Raw genomic sequence first — 15382 nt, 5'->3', positions numbered from 1 at the left:
TGTGCGGGTTGAGGTATGAAGACAGTGAAGCTGGAAGGAGCGTCGTGATGGCAACCGTGTCCTACGAAATCGAAGACCGCGTGGCAGTGGTGACCGTCGACAATGCGCCGGTCAATGCCTTGTCGCACGCGATCCGCAGCGGGCTGTCGGAGGCCTTCACGCGCTTTCAGTCGGACGCCGCCGCCGACATCGCGGTGATCGTGGGCGCGGGACGCCTGTTCATCGGCGGTGCGGATATCTCGGAATTCGGCAAGACGCCGCAGGACCCGATCCTGCCGGACGTTATCCTCCAGATCGAACAATGCGCAAAGCCCGTGGTCGCCGCCCTTCACGGCATGGCCCTCGGCGGGGGCCTTGAGGTTGCGCTGGGAGCAAACTATCGCCTAGCCATGCCCGGCACCCGGCTGGGGCTGCCCGAGGTCAAGCTTGGCATCATGCCCGGCGCCGGTGGCACCCAGCGTCTGCCGCGCCTCGTCGGGGTGGATGCGGCTCTCAAGATGATCACCAGCGGGACTCCGGTGAGCGCGGAGGATGCGCTGGCATGGGGCCTGATCGATCGGATCGGCGAAGGCTCGGACGTGCGACAGGCCGGCATCGCCTTTGCCCGGTCGCTTCTGTCCGAGGGGGCCGCAGCGCGTCCTGTCAGCGACATCCCGCAGGCCACCGACGACGGCAGCCTGTCGGATTGGCGCGCGAAGCTCGGCAAGACCCTGCGCGGCGAGGTGGCTCCACTGGTCGCGGTCGATGCGGTCGAAGCCTCGGTGACCATGTCCTTTTCCGAGGGGCTGGCGGAAGAACGCCGCCTGTTCAAACATCTGATGCAGACCCCACAGCGCGAGGGGCTGATTCACGCCTTCTTTGCCGAACGCGCCGTGGCGAAAATCCCCGATATCAAGGGCATCGCCCCGCGCGCCTTCGGCCACGTCGGCGTCATCGGTGGCGGCACCATGGGCGCCGGGATCGCAACCTCCGCCGTACTGAACGGGTTGAAAGTGACGCTTGTCGAACGTGACGACGAGGCTGCCGAGAAAGCCCGCGCCACCATCACCCGCAACCTAGACACGGCCGTAAAACGCGGCAAGCTGGATGCCAGGAAACGTGACGCCATCCTGCAAGACGCCCTGCGCACCACAACCGGCTACGGCGCCTTATCCGACGCCGATCTGGTGATCGAAGCGGTGTTCGAAAGCATGGAGGTCAAGAAGGAGGTCTTCACGCGGCTCGACGCGGTCATGAAGCCCGGCGCGGTGCTGGCGACGAACACCTCCTACCTCGACATCAACGAGATCGCGGCCGCGACGTCGCGCCCCGGTGACGTGATCGGGCTACACTTCTTCTCGCCCGCGCACATCATGAAACTGCTCGAGGTCGTCGTGGCCAACAAGACTGCGCCCGACGTGGTGGCCACGGCCTTTGCGCTGGCGAAGAAACTCGGCAAGACGGCAGTGCGGGCCGGGGTCTGCGACGGCTTCATTGGAAACCGTATCCTGTCGCATTACCGCACGGCGGCCGATCACATGGTGCTGGACGGCGCCAGCCCGTTCCAGATCGACCGCGCGCTGACTAATTTCGGCTTCGCCATGGGGCCCTACCAGGTTTCGGACCTTGCCGGCCTCGACATCGGCTTTGCCACCCGCCAGCGCAAGGCGGCGGACGCGCATCCCCGCGATAGGGCACCGACCTTTGCCGATGCGCTCTATCACAAGGGCCGGCTGGGTCAGAAAACCGGTCGCGGTTACTACATCTATGACGAGGGTGACCGCAAGGGCCGCCCCGATCCGCAGGTCGACGAGATCGTCGCCGATGCCCGCCGCGTCGCCGGCATCACCCCGCGCGACTTCACTGACGAGGAGATCGTTAGCCGCTACATGGCCGCGATGGTCAACGAAGGCGCGCGCGTGGTGGCCGAGGGCATCGCGCAGCGGCCGCTCGATATCGATGTGGTGTTCCTCTACGGCTACGGCTTCCCGCGCTGGCGCGGCGGGCCGATGAAATACGCCGACATGCGCGGATTGGACAGCATCTTTGCCGACATCCGCAGCTTCGCAAAAACCGACGATCACTTCTGGACCCCCGCGCCGCTGCTCGAACAGCTGGTCGCCGAGGGCCGCAACTTCGACAGCCTGAACCAGCGCTGAAAGGGACCCCCATGTCACAAGCCGTCATCGTCTCCATCGCCCGCACGCCCATCGGCAAGGCCGGTCGCGGGGCTTTCAACATGACCCATGGCGCGACCATGGGCGGCCATGTCGCCGCCGAGGCCGTCAAACGCGCAGGCATCGACCCGGCGCTGATCGAGGACAGCATCTGGGGCTGCGGCTATCCGGAATACGTCACCGGCGGCAACATCGCCCGCCAGATCGTCATCCGCGCCGAGCTGCCCGTCAGCATCGCCGGCACCACCGTCAACCGGTTCTGCGCCAGCGGTCTTCAGGCGGTGGCGATGGGCGCGCACATGATCGAACGTGAGGGCGTCAAGGCGGTACTGGTAGGTGGGGTCGAGAGCATCTCGATGGTGCAGCCCCCGGTTCGGCTTTCGCGCGAAGCCTGGATCGAAGAGCACAAGCCCGACCTTTACCTGCCGATGATCGAGACCGCCGACATCGTGGCCCACCGCTACAATGTCAGCCGCGACGCGCAGGACGCGCTGGCTCTGCAAAGCCAGCAGCGCACTGCCGCCGCGCAGGAGGCCGGTCACTTCGACGACGAAATCGTGCCGATCACCGTGACGATGGCGAAAAAGGACAGGGCCAGCGGCGAAATCTCCGAGGTTGAGACCACCATCTCGCGGGATGAATGCAACCGTACCGGCACCACGCTGGAGGGCCTTCAGGGTCTCCAGCCAGTGCGCGGCGAGGACCAATTCATCACCGCCGGCAACGCCTCGCAACTCAGCGATGGCGCGGCGGCGTTGGTGATGATGGACGCGGACGAGGCCGAGCGCCTGGGCCTGACCCCGCTGGGCGCGTTCAGGGGTTTCGCAGTGGCGGGATGCGAGCCCGATGAGATGGGCATCGGCCCGGTCTTCGCGGTTCCACGCCTGCTGGAGCGGCAGGGGCTCAAGGTCGACGACATCGACCTGTGGGAACTGAACGAAGCCTTCGCCAGCCAGGCGATCTATTGCCGCGACAAGCTGGGTATCGACAATGAACGCCTGAACGTCGACGGCGGCTCGATTTCCATCGGCCACCCCTTCGGCATGACCGGCGCGCGGATGACCGGCCACCTGCTGACGGCGGGCCGCCGCCGCGGTGCCAAGCTGGGCGTGGTGACCATGTGCATCGGGGGCGGCCAGGGGGCTGCCGGCCTGTTTGAAATCTACTGAGGGAGACGCCCGATGGACCTGAACTACACTGTTGACCAAAAGGCGTTCCGTGACGAGGTGCGCAGCTACCTGTCAGAGCGTCTGCCAGAACGGCTGTCCGAAAAGGTCCGGCTGGGCAAGGTGCTGACCAAGCAGGACCACGAGGAATGGCACGCCATCCTGAACGAAAAGGGCTGGCTGGCCGGCAACTGGCCGAAACAATTCGGCGGCGCCGGCTGGGACGCCGTGCAGCGCCACATCTTCGAAGACGAGATGACCCGCGTCCACGCGCCCCGCATCGTGCCATTCGGCCTCGCCATGCTGGGGCCGGTGCTGCAGAAGTTCGGCTCGCAAGAGCAGCAGGACCACTACCTGCCGCGCATCCTGAATGGTGAGGACTGGTGGTGCCAGGGTTATTCCGAACCCGGCGCCGGGTCCGATCTCGCCTCGGTCCGCTCCACGGCGGAGCGGGACGGCGACCACTATGTCGTCAACGGACAGAAGACATGGACCACGCTGGGCCAGCACGCCAACATGATCTTCTGCCTGGTGCGCACCTCGAAGGAGGGCAAGCCGCAGGAGGGCATTTCCTTCCTGCTGATCGACATGGAAAGCCCTGGCGTCAAGGTGCGTCCCATCGTGCTGATCGACGGCGAGCCGGAGGTGAACGAGGTTTTCTTCGATGACGTCCGCGTGCCGGTCGAGAACCTCGTCGGCGAGGAACACAAGGGCTGGACCTATGCCAAGTACCTGCTGACACACGAACGGACCAACATCGCCGGGGTGGGCTTTGCCGCGGCGGGGCTGGAGAACCTCAAGCGGATCGCCCGCACCGAGCGCGCCGGCGGCCGCCCGCTGATCGAAAACCCGCATTTCGCCGCCCGCATTGCGCGGCTCGAAATCGACCTGATGGCGATGTCCACCACCAACCTGCGGGTGATCTCGAAGGCGGCTGCGGGTCAGGCGCCCGGGGCCGAAAGCTCGATGCTCAAGGTCAAAGGCACCACGATCCGGCAGGAGATCAATGCCCTGACACGCTCGGCCGTGGGGCCCTACGCCATGCCCTTCGTCTCGGAACAACTCGACGGCAGCAACGAGGTGCCGGTGGGACCCGACTATGCCCATGCGGCCACGCCGCAATACCTGAACAACCGCAAGCTCTCGATCTACGGCGGATCGAACGAGATCCAGCGCACCATCATCAGCAAGGCCATTCTGGAGTTGTAAGCATGAATTTCGAACTGACAGAAGAACGCCAGATGCTACAGGACGGCCTGCGCCGGTATCTGCGGGAAAGCTATACCCCCAGCCTGCGCGCCGGGCTGGCGGAGCAGGACGGCGGCTTCGATCGCGGCGTCTGGTCCGGTCTGGCCGAAATGGGCGTGATCGGCGCGCTGTTCACAGAGGACGACGGCGGCTTTGCCGGCGCGGGCTTCGACATCGCGCTGGTGTTCGAGGAATTGGGCCGCGTCGGTGCGGTGGCCCCATTGATCGACACCGCCGTACTCGGCGGCGGGTTGATCGCGGCGCTTGGGACCGACGCGCAGAAAGAGACCATCGACGAATTGATCGGCGGCGCGGTGCAACTGGCCTTTGCCCACGGTGAACCCGCCAGCCGTTATGACTTGTCGCGGGTCGAGACCACTGCTGTGAAGGTCGGGGACGGCTACGTGCTGAACGGACGCAAGGCGGTCGTCGTCAATGCGCCGGTGGCCGACCACATACTCGTCAGCGCACGGACCTCGGGCGAGGCTGCGGACAGAGACGGCATCAGCCTGTTCCTTGTGCCTGCCGATGCGCAGCGCCTGACGCTACGCAGCTATCCGCTGATGTCCGGTGGTGTGGCAGCGGAAATCGAACTGGAGGACGTGAAGGTCGACGCCGGCGCTTTGCTGGGCCGGAAAGGTGCGGCCTATGAGTCCATCGCCGATGCCAATGCCCGCGCCGTGCTGGCCATTTCGGCCGAGGCGCTGGGGCTGATGGAGGCGATCCGCGAGCTGACCACCGATTATCTCAAGACCCGCAAGCAGTTCGGCAAGCCCATCGGCAAATTCCAGGCGCTGCAACACCGCATGGCCGATGTGCTGATCGAGATCGAACAGGCGCGCTCGGCGGTCATCAATCTGGCCGGGCACCTCGACGGGCCAACGGAAATCCGTGACAAGCACGTCAGTGCCACCAAGAACCTCGTCGGCAATGCCGCCAAGCTGGTGGCCGAGGAAAGCATCCAGATGCACGGCGGCATCGGCATGACCGAGGAATACGAACTCGGCCACCTCGCCAAGCGTCTGGTCATGGTCGATCACCGCTTCGGCGACGCACTGCACCACCTCGAACGCTTCATAGCGCTGGCGGTGGCCTGATCCATGGCGGGCGAGTTGATCGAGAACGAGACCGGCACGCAAAGGCTGATCGGCTATGTGCTCGACGTGGGCCAGCCGGACAAACGCGCCCGCTGCATGCTGACGCTGACCGAGATGCACCTGAACCGGCACGGCGTCCTGCACGGCGGCATCGCTTCGGTGATGCTCGACAGCGCGATGGGGGCCACGGGAAGCCTCTCGGTCGATCCGCGTGGTCGTGCGCCGTTCCTGACCATCTCGCTCACGACGCAGTTTGTCGCCCCGGCGCAGGGCGGCTCGGAGCTTACCGCCACCGGCAAGGTCACCGGCGGGGGACGTTCGACCCTGTTCATCGAAGGCGCGTTGCACGACGAGGCAGGCAGGCTGATCGCGACCGCGACAGGCGTCTTCAAACGTGTGCCGCAGGACAAGCTGACCACCGGGGGAGACGCCTTATGACCCTTGCCCGCATCGAGGACCACGGCGACCGGCTGGTCGTCGTCAACATGAACGCCAGCAGGCGCAACGCGCTCTCGCCCGAGTATTACACCGTCCTGCACGAGGCCATGACCCTCGCCACGAAAGAGCCGCGCATCACTTCCGTCATCCTGCGCGGTGAAGGCGGCTATTTCTGTGCCGGCGGCAACCTCAAGATGCTGGCCACCCGCCGCGACCTGCCGCGTGACGAGCGTCTGGCCAGGATCGAGGACCTGCACGACGTGATCCGCGCCGTCATGGCCTGCCCCAAGCCGGTGATCGCCGCCGTCGAAGGCGGCGCCGCCGGGGCAGGGGTCTCGCTCGCCTTTGCCTGCGACATGATCGTCGCCGACCGCGTGGCGCAGTTCACGCTGGCCTACATCAAGGCGGGGCTGGTGCCGGATGGCGGCGTGACAAGCACGCTTGCCGCGCACCTGCCGCGCGCGGTGCTGATGCGCATGGCGCTGCTGGGAGAGCCGGTGACGGCCGAGCGACTGCATGCGTTGGGCGCTATTTCCCAGCTTAAAGCCGCCGATCAGGTCGTGCCCGCCGCGATGGCCCTGTCCGACCTGCTGGCGGCTGGTCCCTCTGTCGCGCAAGGCCGCGTCAAGGCATTGGTCAATGCGGCACATACCACACCCGTGACCGCGCAGATGAATGCGGAACGAGACGCGATGGCCGATGCCGTTGCCGCGCCCGAGGCCGGGGAGGGCATCGCTGCCTTCCTCGAAAAGCGCCGCCCCGACTTCGCCAAGACAAGAGGCCGCACATGACCGATCCGGTGTTCAATACCCCCGTGACGCGTGCCTTCGGCTGCCGCCTGCCGATCGTGGCGGGCGGGCTGATGTGGCTGTCCGATGCGGCCTATGTCTCTGCCGGTGCGCGGGCGGGCGTCATGTCCTTCCTCACTGCCGCCAGCTTTCCCGACCCCGCCGACCTGCGCGCAGAGATCGCGAAATGCCGCAAGCTGAGCGGCGACCGCCCCTTTGGCGTCAACGTCTCGATGCTGCCCAAACTGGTCGAGGGCGAACGCATTGCCGACACCTTCCGCCTGATCGCGGACGAAGGCATCAAGTTCGTCGAAACCTCGGGCCGCAACCCGGAAGCCTTCCTGCCGATCCTCAAGGCCGCAGGGATCACGGTGCTGCACAAGGTGCCCTCGGTCCGCTACGCGGTGAAGGCGCAGTCGGTGGGCGTCGACATGGTTTCCATCGTCGGGGCCGAATGTGGCGGGCATCCGGGGATGGACCTGATCGGCAGCCTCGTGAACCTCGGGCTCGCGGAGCAGAGGCTCGATATTCCCTTCCTGATCGGCGGTGGCATTGGTTCTGGCGGTCAGATTGTCGCCGCGCTGGCTGGTGGCGCCTCGGGCGTGGTGATCGGAACACGCTTTCTGGTGGCCGAGGAGATCTCGGCCCATCCCGGCTATAAGCAGGCGCTGGTCGAGGCCGGCGAGCGCGACACCATGCTCACCATGGGCAGCGTGCGCAACACCATCCGGACGCTGAGCAACGAGACCACCGAGGCCGTGCGCCGATTGGAGACAGAGAACCCGAACGTCGGCATTGCCGAGCTGATGCCGCTGGTGTCGGGGGCCATCGGTCGCAAGGCCTATGAAACTGGCGACGTGTCGAAGGGCATGCTCTCGGCGGGGCAATCGCTGGGACTGACCGACCGCATCGCACCGCTGGCCGAGATCGTCGGGCAGTTGGAAGCCGAGGCCGAGACCGCACTGGCCCGCCTGCGGCTCGCACCTGCCCCCCACCGCGCGGAGGCGCTGACATCATGAGCAATAGTCCCCGTCTCCACCACCTTGTCGAGGACAAGGCGCGCGAATATCCCGACGTGACCGCCGTGATGGACGGCAAGGGCTACAGCCTGACCTATGCCCGATATCTGGACGCAATCGCCGAGGCCGCCGAGTTGCTGAAGGGGCAGGGCGTCCAACCCGGCGACCGGGTCGCCATCGTGGCCGAGAACTGCCTTGTCACCGCCGTCTTCATCTTTGCCGCCAGCGGTGCCGGTGCCTACGCCGTGCCGGTCAACGCCCGCATGACCCCCGCCGAGATCGCCCGCGTCATGGACCACGCCACCCCCCGCGTCACCGTCTACACCACCGAGGTGTCGGCGGAGGCGGCAGCCCATGCGAAAACCGCCGAAGCCACCACTCACGGAACGACTTTCGGTACTTTCGCATGGGCCGTCACCGGACCCAGCAGCCCCGAACCGATTGTCGACGGACCGGACGAGACCGCCGTCCTGCTTTATACCACGGGCACCACCGGCGACCCCAAGGGCGTGATGCTCACCCATGGCAACGTGCTCTTCGCAGGCAAGGCCTCGGCCGAGCTGCGGGGAATGGATCACGGCGACCGGGTTTACGGCGTGCTGCCGCTAACCCATGTCTTCGGGCTGGCCTCGATGCTGGTTGCCGCGACCCACGCAGGCGCGACGGCCCAGCTTGAACTGCGCTTCCGCCCGGAACCGGTGTTCGCGGCATTAATGGACGGCGCGACGATCTTCCCGGCGGTGCCACAGATGCACGCGCTGCTGATGAAATACGCCGCCGATCAGGGAATGGAGAGGCTCGAGAACAGCAAGCTGCGCTATGTCTCTTCGGGCGCCGCCCCACTTGACCCGACGTGGAAGCGCAAGGCCGAGGCGTTCTACGGCCTGCCGTTGCAGAACGGCTATGGCATGACCGAAAGCACCGCCGGCATCTGCGGCACGCGCAATCCCATCGGCCTGCCCGACACCAGCGTCGGCACTGCCCTTCCGGGGGTCGAGATGCGCCTGGACACCTCCGTCGGCGCCGAGACTGACCCGCAGGTCGGCGAAATCCTCACCCGTGGTCCGCATGTCATGAAGGGGTACTTCCGCAACCCGGTCGAAACCGCCCGCGTGCTCGACGCCGAAGGCTGGCTGCGCACCGGCGATCTCGGCAAGTTTGACACGGCGGGCAAGATGCACGTCGTCGGCCGCTGCAAGGAGCTGATCATTCGTGGCGGCTTCAACGTCTATCCGCCCGAGGTCGAGGCCGCGCTGAATGACCATCCCGACGTCATCCAGTCGGCGGTGATCGGCCAGCCTCTCGCCAACGGAGACGAGGACATCCTGGCCTTCGTGCAATGCGCCGATCCGCAGGCGCTTGACCTCGAGGCCCTGGCGGCTTTCGCGGCAGAGCGGCTGGCAGGCTACAAGCGCCCTTCGCGCATCATCCTCGCGACCGAGCTGCCGGCGGCGCCCACCGGCAAGATTCTCAAGCACAAGCTGCTGGCGTTCTTCGCCGACAGGTGACGCGCCAAACGGTTTACAGCCCCCGACGGACGCAGTAGCAGGCACGGCGGCCAGACGGCCGCCTGTCTGCATCCAGTCCGGGGCTCCACGCATGACCATCACCCACCTTGTCACCCATTCCGGCGGATTCCACGCCGACGAGCTTTTGTCGTCGGTCATCCTGACCCGGCTGTTTCCCGATGCCGAAATCGTCCGTTCCCGCGCGCTCGAATGGATCACGCCGGGCGAGGGCCGGATCATCTATGACGTAGGCCGCGACTATGACGCCCAACAGCGGCTTTTCGATCACCATCAGCGGCCCGCTCCGCTGCGCGAGGACGGCCAGCCCTACAGCTCTTTCGGGCTGATCTGGAAGCATTACGGACGCGACTATCTGACGGCCTCGGGCATCCCCGAGGGCGATCTCGACGCCATCCACCACGGCTTCGACCAGAGCTTCGTGCTGCCGGTGGATCTTGTGGACAACGGCGCGCTGGCGCCCGCGACCGCCGGGCAACTAGCCGGGATGACGCTGCCGGTGCTGTTGGAGACCCTGAAGCCGGTGTTTGACGATCGCAGCCCGGATGCCGACGACCGCGCTTTCGCCGCCGCAATGCAGGTTGCGCGCGCCTTTGTCGAGGCCGCCGTGGCCGAGAAAGCCGCAAAGCGCCGCGCCGAGGCCATCGTTATGGAGGCAATTGAGGCGGCAGGGGATGCGCGCATCCTTGAACTGCCGATGGGCATGCCCTTCCGCCCCTCGGTCGAAAAGGCTGGCGCCAATCGCCTGCTCTTCGTCGTGCATCCGCGTGACACCGACTGGGCGGTCAATACCATCCGCAAGAGCGGCCAGAGCTTTGAAGCCCGCGCCGACCTACCCGAAGCCTGGGCCGGGCTGACCGACGCGGCACTGGAAGAGGCCAGCGGAGTGGAGGGAGCGAAGTTCTGCCACAACGCCCGCTTCATTGCTGTCGCTGCCACCCGCGAGGCCGCATTGCGTATGGCCGAGCTTGCCGTGGCCGAGGCTACGCGCACCTGAGCCCAGAGAAACTTTTTGCCGGTCCGGGCGTTTCCTGTGCATTCAGGAGGAAACGTCATGGCTTCACGCGCCGTCTGGAAGGGCCAGTTGCGTCTTTCGCTCGTCTCGATTCCGGTCGAGCTTCACTCTGCAGTGCAGTCGGGCGCAAGGCTGTCGTTCCGGCAGATCCACGGTCCCACGGGCAAGCGGGTGCGCTATGAAAAGACCGTGCCCGGCGTCGGGCCGGTCAAGGCAGAGGATATCCTCAAAGGCTATGAACTGGGCGACGACGAATACCTTCTGCTCGAGAAGGACGAGGTCGACGCGATCAAGCTGGAGACCAAGAAGACCCTCGAACTGGTGCAATTCGTCGGCGCCTGCGAGATCCCGCCGCTCTATTTCGACCGTCCCTACTACGTCGTGCCCTCCGACGATCTGGCCGAAGATGCATACCGCGTGGTCCGCGACGCGCTGCGTAAGTCCGAGAAGGTGGGCCTCGGACAGCTCACCATGCGCGGCAAGGAATACCTCTGCGCGATCAAGCCCTGCGGCGACGGCATTCTGCTGGAAACGCTCCGCTACGCCGATGAAATCCGCAAGGCCGACCCTCTGTTCTCCGAGCTTGAAGACGACCCCGCCGACGACGACCTGCTCGAGGTCGCCGCTCAACTCATCGAGCGCAAGACCGATACCTTCGACGCCTCGGCCTTCACCGACCGCTACGACCAGGCGCTGCGCGATCTGATCGAAACCAAACGCAAGTCCAAGTCGACGCCACGCGCCAAGGTCGGCGACGACGATTCCGCGCCCTCTGGTGGCAATGTGGTCGACCTGATGGCGGCGCTGAAGGAAAGCCTGAAAAAGGACGGCAAGCCGCCGGCCAAACGCAAGACCTCCACGTCACGTTCGAAAGCAACCACGAAGAAGAAATCGGCCTAGATGGGACGTCTCGACCGATACGTCGAGATGCGCGACTTCTCGCAGACGCCGGAGCCCTCCAGCGGCGGCACGCGGCACCTCGCACCGCGCTATTCCGTCCAGAAGCACGACGCCACGCGCCTGCACTTCGACCTGCGGCTCGAATGGGACGGCGTGCTGCTGTCATGGGCCGTCACCAAGGGGCCGTCCTTCGACACCAAGGAGCGGCGGCTGGCGGTTCGTACCGAGGACCATCCGCTCAGCTACATCGGCTTTGAGGGAACGATCCCGAAAGGCAACTACGGCGCTGGCACGGTCATGCTCTGGGACATGGGGCATTGGGAGCCGCTTGATCCTGTGGAAAAGGGCCTCAAAAAGGGCCACCTGAAATTCCGCATTCACGGCGCACGGCTGACCGGCGACTGGAACCTGATCCGCATGAACACCAAGGAAAAGCGCGAGAACTGGCTGCTGGTCAAATCCGATGATGAGGCCGCGGGCGCCCGCGATCCCGTCACCCGCTACCGCCGCTCTGTGGCCACACACCGGACCTTCCGTCAGATCGCCGCCGAGGACGCGCCGCAACAGCCGCACACCGGCAAGGGTCCGAAATTCGCGAAACCCCAGCTTGCCACCCTGTCTGACGATATGGTCGACGGTGACGACTGGTGGCACGAGGTCAAGTTCGACGGCTACCGCGCGCTTATCGCGCTGGGCGCGGGCGGGCCGAAGGTCTTTACCCGCAATGGCAAGGACTGGACCGACCGCTTCGACAGCCTGCTGCCCGCCTTCACCGAAGTCGATTGCGACAGTGCGCTTATTGATGGCGAAATCGTTGCCGGTGCGGGGCTGCAGGGGTTCTCGAACCTGCAAAAGGCGATCACCGCGGGCGGGCCGTTCCGGTTTTATGCCTTCGATCTGCTGAGCCTGAATGGTGATGACCTGACCGGCAAACCTCTGACGGAACGCCGCGCATTATTGGAGGCGCTGCTGAAGCCGCTTCCAGAGCTTGCCCCTGCGCAGCTCTCGCTGGTTATTCCCGAGAACGCCGAAGAGGCGTTCATGACCATCTGCGGGGCAGGGGGTGAGGGCCTGATCGCCAAGCGCATCGACGCCTCGTACCGCAACAGCCGCACCAAGGCCTGGCGTAAGATCAAATGCCAGCGCCGCGATGAATTCGTCATCCTCGGCTGGCAGGAAAGCGACAAGCGCGGCCGTCCGTTTTCATCGTTGGCTCTGGGCGCGCAAACCGGTGACGGGTGGAGCTATCTCGGCAAGGTCGGCACCGGTTTCGATGCCGCGCAGATGGATGTGCTTGCCGCCGCGATGAAACCGCTTGCCCGCAAGACTGCACCCGCCAAGGTGCCGGAACGCGAAGCCCGCGGTGCCCACTGGATCACGCCGAAGCTGGTCGTCGAAATCGCCTATGCCGAGCGCACCGACGAGGGCCGCCTGCGCCACGCGGTGTTCCAAGGGCTGCGCGAGGATAAGCCTGCACGAACCGTCACACTGGACAATGACATGCCAAAAGAAGATCGAACCGAGGTGGCCGGAATCGCGGTGTCTAGCGGTGATCGGCCCGTGTTTCCCGATGCCGCCTTCACCAAGCTCGACGTCGCCCGCTACTACGAGGTCATGGCCGATCGGATATTGGAAACCGCCGCCGACCGTCCATTGTCACTCGTGCGCCTTCCCGAAGGGCTGGAGGGGCAACGCTTTTTCCAGAAACACGCCGGCAAGGGATTTCCAGACGCCATCAAGACCATCGCCATCAAGGAATCCGATGGCGACACCGAGGATTACATGTTCGTCTCGGAAGCCGCCGGTCTTGTGGCTGCGGCCCAGATGGGCACGATCGAGTTCCACATCTGGGGCGCTACCCGGGACAAGCTGGACCACCCCGACCGCATGGTCTTCGACCTCGACCCCGACGAAGGGCTGGACTTCGCGGATGTCAAAGCTGCCGCAGTCGAAATACGCGACATGCTGGACACCCTCGACCTGCCGTCATGGCCGATGCTTACCGGAGGCAAGGGCATCCATGTCATCACCCCCCTGCGCCGCACGGCAGGCTGGGATACAGTCAAGCTTTTCTCGCGCATCTTCGCGCACCTCATGGCCAACCGTCACCCCGACAGATACGTGGCGCAGATGTCCAAGGCCAAGCGCAAGGGCCGCATCTTCATCGACTACCTGCGCAATGAGCGCGGGTCCACCGCCATCACCCCGTTCTCGCTCCGCGCCCATCCGGGTGCCCCGGTTGCCGTTCCGGTCTCGTGGTCCGAGCTTGAGGACATCGATACCGCCCGCGCCTTCGATCTGAAGACCGCGCAGAAACGCGACTGGAGCGCCCTCGACCTGCCCAACCCGATCAGCATCACCGAGGCGCGCATCGCCCGGCTGGAACAGGCCCTCTCCGAGGCGAAACAGGCCTGACCAACTCTTGCCCCCCGCGCCGAAACCCGGCAGATAGGGGACAGCGGTCCCTTAGCTCAACTGGATAGAGCAGCTGACTTCTAATCAGCAGGTTGAGGGTTCGAGTCCTTCAGGGATCGCCATGAACATCGCTACTGTCCACTGTCCGTGGTCGCGATAACGGGCGATGCCCGGACGCTTTGCATCGCGACATTGGCCTATGTGGGGAGCGCCTCCATTTCGCGCTCCGTGACAGCCTTCAAGGCCCGACGAGCTGCGCAGCGTTCGATCCACGCCCGAACAGACGGCTGGTCGGGCTGGGCGTCCGGCAGCCATTGGAAGGGGCTCGACAGCAGCAGGTCGACCGCAGAGTAGTGATCTCCCAGAAGGTAGGGTTGGCGGTCGAGTGCCTCGGACAGGCGGGCGAAGACGGTGTCTAGATCGCGAAAGGTCGCCTGCACGACCGGATGGTCGATCCCGGCCCAGCCGTGAACCAGCACCGGCTCCATCACGCCCTGATAGTAGAACAGCCAGCTCAGGAAGGCGCCGCGCTGCGGGTGACCGACGGAACGTCCCAGTGCGTTGTCGGGAAACCTGTCCGTCAGATAGGCGACGATGGCGCCGCGCTCGCGGATATGATCGTTGCCGTCGGTCAGGTAGGGCACCTTGCCCTCGGGATGCGGATTGCGCGGGTCTGGAGCTCCACTGCCATCCGGGCGCCTGACGGTGACGTCAACAACGTCGATGCGGTCGGAGACGCCCAGCTCCTCAATCAGCGCGAGGATGGATGTCGAGCGGGAATTCGGGGCGTGGTAGAGTGTCAGCATCAGGGCCTCCTTGGCGTTCAGGTGAGAGCCCTTGCCTTAACCACACCCTGCTGACAGATTGCGTCAGCATGGCCCGCACTGATCGCCTGATGCGCCTTATGGATGCGCTGCGCCGCCTGCCGGTACCGGTCACCGCCGCACGGTTGGCGGCCGAAACAGGCGTGTCGCGGCGCCAGCTGTATCGCGACATCGCCACCCTGCGCGCCGGCGGTGCGCTGATCGACGGCGAGGCCGGAGTGGGATATCGCCTGACCGAGGACCCCGCGTTGCCGCCGCAGAGCTTCTCGCAACTGGAAATAGAGGCGCTGGTCCTCGCGGTCGGAGACTTGCGGCGAACCGGCGACACGTCGCTGGAGGCCGCCGGCCGGTTGGCGCTCGCCCGCATCATCGCCACGCTTCCGGACGGCCAGTCGCGGCAGGCCATGCACACTGTGCTGCGCAGCTTCCGGGCGCCCGCAACCCGCGTGGCCGTCACCGCCGACATGGCGCTTCTGCGTCAGGCCTGCTGGGAGGAACTGGCGCTCGATCTCCGGTATCGCGACCTCAAGGAGCAGGTCACCGAGCGCGAGGTCTGGCCGTTGGGTATCAGCTATTCGGACAATACGCTGATGCTGCTGGTGTGGTGCTGCCTGCGGCAGGACTGGCGCGTATTCCACGTCGCGAGGATCGAAAGTGCCTGCCTCAATGGCCGCAGTTTCAGGCCCCGCCGTGTGCCTTTGCTGCGGGACTACGCGGCCCAGCAACAGGACAATTCGGTTGCGTCACAAAAAGGGTAGGGCGCGTTCGGCGCAGCACTCACGTGCCTGCG

13 protein-coding genes and 1 tRNA gene are annotated in these 15382 nt (G+C 65.5%); 13 read left to right on the top strand and 1 reads right to left on the bottom strand.

Annotated elements, in window-relative coordinates; translation table 11 throughout:
- Window positions 1–47: 47 nt before the first annotated feature.
- The 12 genes from AC04PT_RS10855 to AC04PT_RS10800 all read left to right on the top strand — a co-directional run bounded on the left by AC04PT_RS10855 (window position 48) and on the right by AC04PT_RS10800 (window position 13890).
- Window positions 48–2138, top strand: coding sequence for a 3-hydroxyacyl-CoA dehydrogenase NAD-binding domain-containing protein (locus tag AC04PT_RS10855; protein WP_482873701.1), 2091 nt, complete (start codon window positions 48–50; stop codon window positions 2136–2138).
- Between the two features lie 11 nt (window positions 2139–2149).
- Window positions 2150–3325 carry an acetyl-CoA C-acyltransferase gene (locus AC04PT_RS10850; RefSeq protein WP_482873700.1) on the top strand — a complete coding sequence of 392 codons (1176 nt, stop codon included), beginning with the start codon at window positions 2150–2152 and terminating at the stop codon, window positions 3323–3325.
- A gap of 12 nt (window positions 3326–3337) precedes the next feature.
- Window positions 3338–4531 carry an acyl-CoA dehydrogenase family protein gene (locus AC04PT_RS10845; protein WP_482873699.1) on the top strand — a complete coding sequence of 398 codons (1194 nt, stop codon included), beginning with the start codon at window positions 3338–3340 and terminating at the stop codon, window positions 4529–4531.
- Window positions 4532–4533: 2 nt separating this feature from the next.
- Window positions 4534–5667 carry an acyl-CoA dehydrogenase family protein gene (locus AC04PT_RS10840; RefSeq protein WP_482873698.1) on the top strand — a complete coding sequence of 378 codons (1134 nt, stop codon included), beginning with the start codon at window positions 4534–4536 and terminating at the stop codon, window positions 5665–5667.
- A 3-nt stretch (window positions 5668–5670) separates the two neighbouring features.
- The gene (locus AC04PT_RS10835) at window positions 5671–6105 is read left to right on the top strand and encodes a PaaI family thioesterase (protein WP_482873697.1); all 435 of its coding nucleotides are present in this window, start codon (window positions 5671–5673) and stop codon (window positions 6103–6105) included.
- Window positions 6102–6896: an oxepin-CoA hydrolase, alternative type gene (locus tag AC04PT_RS10830; protein ID WP_482873696.1), complete on the top strand. Its 795-nt coding sequence runs from the start codon at window positions 6102–6104 to the stop codon at window positions 6894–6896. Before AC04PT_RS10835 ends, AC04PT_RS10830 begins: the two co-directional genes overlap by 4 nt.
- Entirely contained in the window at window positions 6893–7912 is a 1020-nt protein-coding gene (locus tag AC04PT_RS10825) for an NAD(P)H-dependent flavin oxidoreductase (protein ID WP_482873695.1), read from the top strand. The genes AC04PT_RS10830 and AC04PT_RS10825 overlap by 4 nt, the downstream gene beginning before the upstream one ends.
- Complete coding sequence (locus AC04PT_RS10820) at window positions 7909–9420, top strand: class I adenylate-forming enzyme family protein (protein WP_482873694.1); 1512 nt, start codon at window positions 7909–7911, stop codon at window positions 9418–9420. The genes AC04PT_RS10825 and AC04PT_RS10820 overlap by 4 nt, the downstream gene beginning before the upstream one ends.
- A 91-nt stretch (window positions 9421–9511) precedes the next feature.
- A complete protein-coding gene (locus tag AC04PT_RS10815) occupies window positions 9512–10435 on the top strand; it encodes an MYG1 family protein (protein ID WP_482873693.1) in 924 nt (307 codons plus the stop codon).
- A gap of 57 nt (window positions 10436–10492) precedes the next feature.
- A complete protein-coding gene (ku, locus tag AC04PT_RS10810) occupies window positions 10493–11353 on the top strand; it encodes a non-homologous end joining protein Ku (RefSeq protein ID WP_482873692.1) in 861 nt (286 codons plus the stop codon).
- Entirely contained in the window at window positions 11354–13768 is a 2415-nt protein-coding gene (gene ligD, locus AC04PT_RS10805) for a DNA ligase D (protein ID WP_482873691.1), read from the top strand.
- 45 nt (window positions 13769–13813) lie between these two features.
- Window positions 13814–13890, top strand: a tRNA-Arg gene (locus tag AC04PT_RS10800).
- Between the two features lie 75 nt (window positions 13891–13965).
- Here AC04PT_RS10800 and AC04PT_RS10795 read toward each other — a convergent pair.
- Window positions 13966–14574 carry a glutathione S-transferase family protein gene (locus AC04PT_RS10795; RefSeq protein ID WP_482873690.1) on the bottom strand — a complete coding sequence of 203 codons (609 nt, stop codon included), beginning with the start codon at window positions 14572–14574 and terminating at the stop codon, window positions 13966–13968.
- Between the two features lie 68 nt (window positions 14575–14642).
- Between AC04PT_RS10795 and AC04PT_RS10790 the strand changes: the two genes are divergently transcribed.
- The gene (locus tag AC04PT_RS10790) at window positions 14643–15350 is read left to right on the top strand and encodes a helix-turn-helix transcriptional regulator (RefSeq protein WP_482873689.1); all 708 of its coding nucleotides are present in this window, start codon (window positions 14643–14645) and stop codon (window positions 15348–15350) included.
- Window positions 15351–15382: the final 32 nt, after the last annotated feature.

This window comes from Litorisediminivivens sp. KMU-197, assembly GCF_056858395.1.
This window is presented reverse-complemented; position numbering and strand designations above follow the sequence as displayed.

Coding starts and splice junctions, on each gene's coding strand:
- AC04PT_RS10815 (WP_482873693.1), top strand. CDS start 9,512: ATGACCATCACCCACCTTGTCACCCATTCCGGCGGATTCCACGCCGAC.
- AC04PT_RS10855 (WP_482873701.1), top strand. CDS start 48: ATGGCAACCGTGTCCTACGAAATCGAAGACCGCGTGGCAGTGGTGACC.
- AC04PT_RS10835 (WP_482873697.1), top strand. CDS start 5,671: ATGGCGGGCGAGTTGATCGAGAACGAGACCGGCACGCAAAGGCTGATC.
- AC04PT_RS10825 (WP_482873695.1), top strand. CDS start 6,893: ATGACCGATCCGGTGTTCAATACCCCCGTGACGCGTGCCTTCGGCTGC.
- AC04PT_RS10850 (WP_482873700.1), top strand. CDS start 2,150: ATGTCACAAGCCGTCATCGTCTCCATCGCCCGCACGCCCATCGGCAAG.
- AC04PT_RS10830 (WP_482873696.1), top strand. CDS start 6,102: ATGACCCTTGCCCGCATCGAGGACCACGGCGACCGGCTGGTCGTCGTC.
- AC04PT_RS10845 (WP_482873699.1), top strand. CDS start 3,338: ATGGACCTGAACTACACTGTTGACCAAAAGGCGTTCCGTGACGAGGTG.
- AC04PT_RS10840 (WP_482873698.1), top strand. CDS start 4,534: ATGAATTTCGAACTGACAGAAGAACGCCAGATGCTACAGGACGGCCTG.
- ku (WP_482873692.1), top strand. CDS start 10,493: ATGGCTTCACGCGCCGTCTGGAAGGGCCAGTTGCGTCTTTCGCTCGTC.
- AC04PT_RS10820 (WP_482873694.1), top strand. CDS start 7,909: ATGAGCAATAGTCCCCGTCTCCACCACCTTGTCGAGGACAAGGCGCGC.
- AC04PT_RS10795 (WP_482873690.1), bottom strand. CDS start 14,574: ATGCTGACACTCTACCACGCCCCGAATTCCCGCTCGACATCCATCCTC.
- AC04PT_RS10790 (WP_482873689.1), top strand. CDS start 14,643: ATGGCCCGCACTGATCGCCTGATGCGCCTTATGGATGCGCTGCGCCGC.
- ligD (WP_482873691.1), top strand. CDS start 11,354: ATGGGACGTCTCGACCGATACGTCGAGATGCGCGACTTCTCGCAGACG.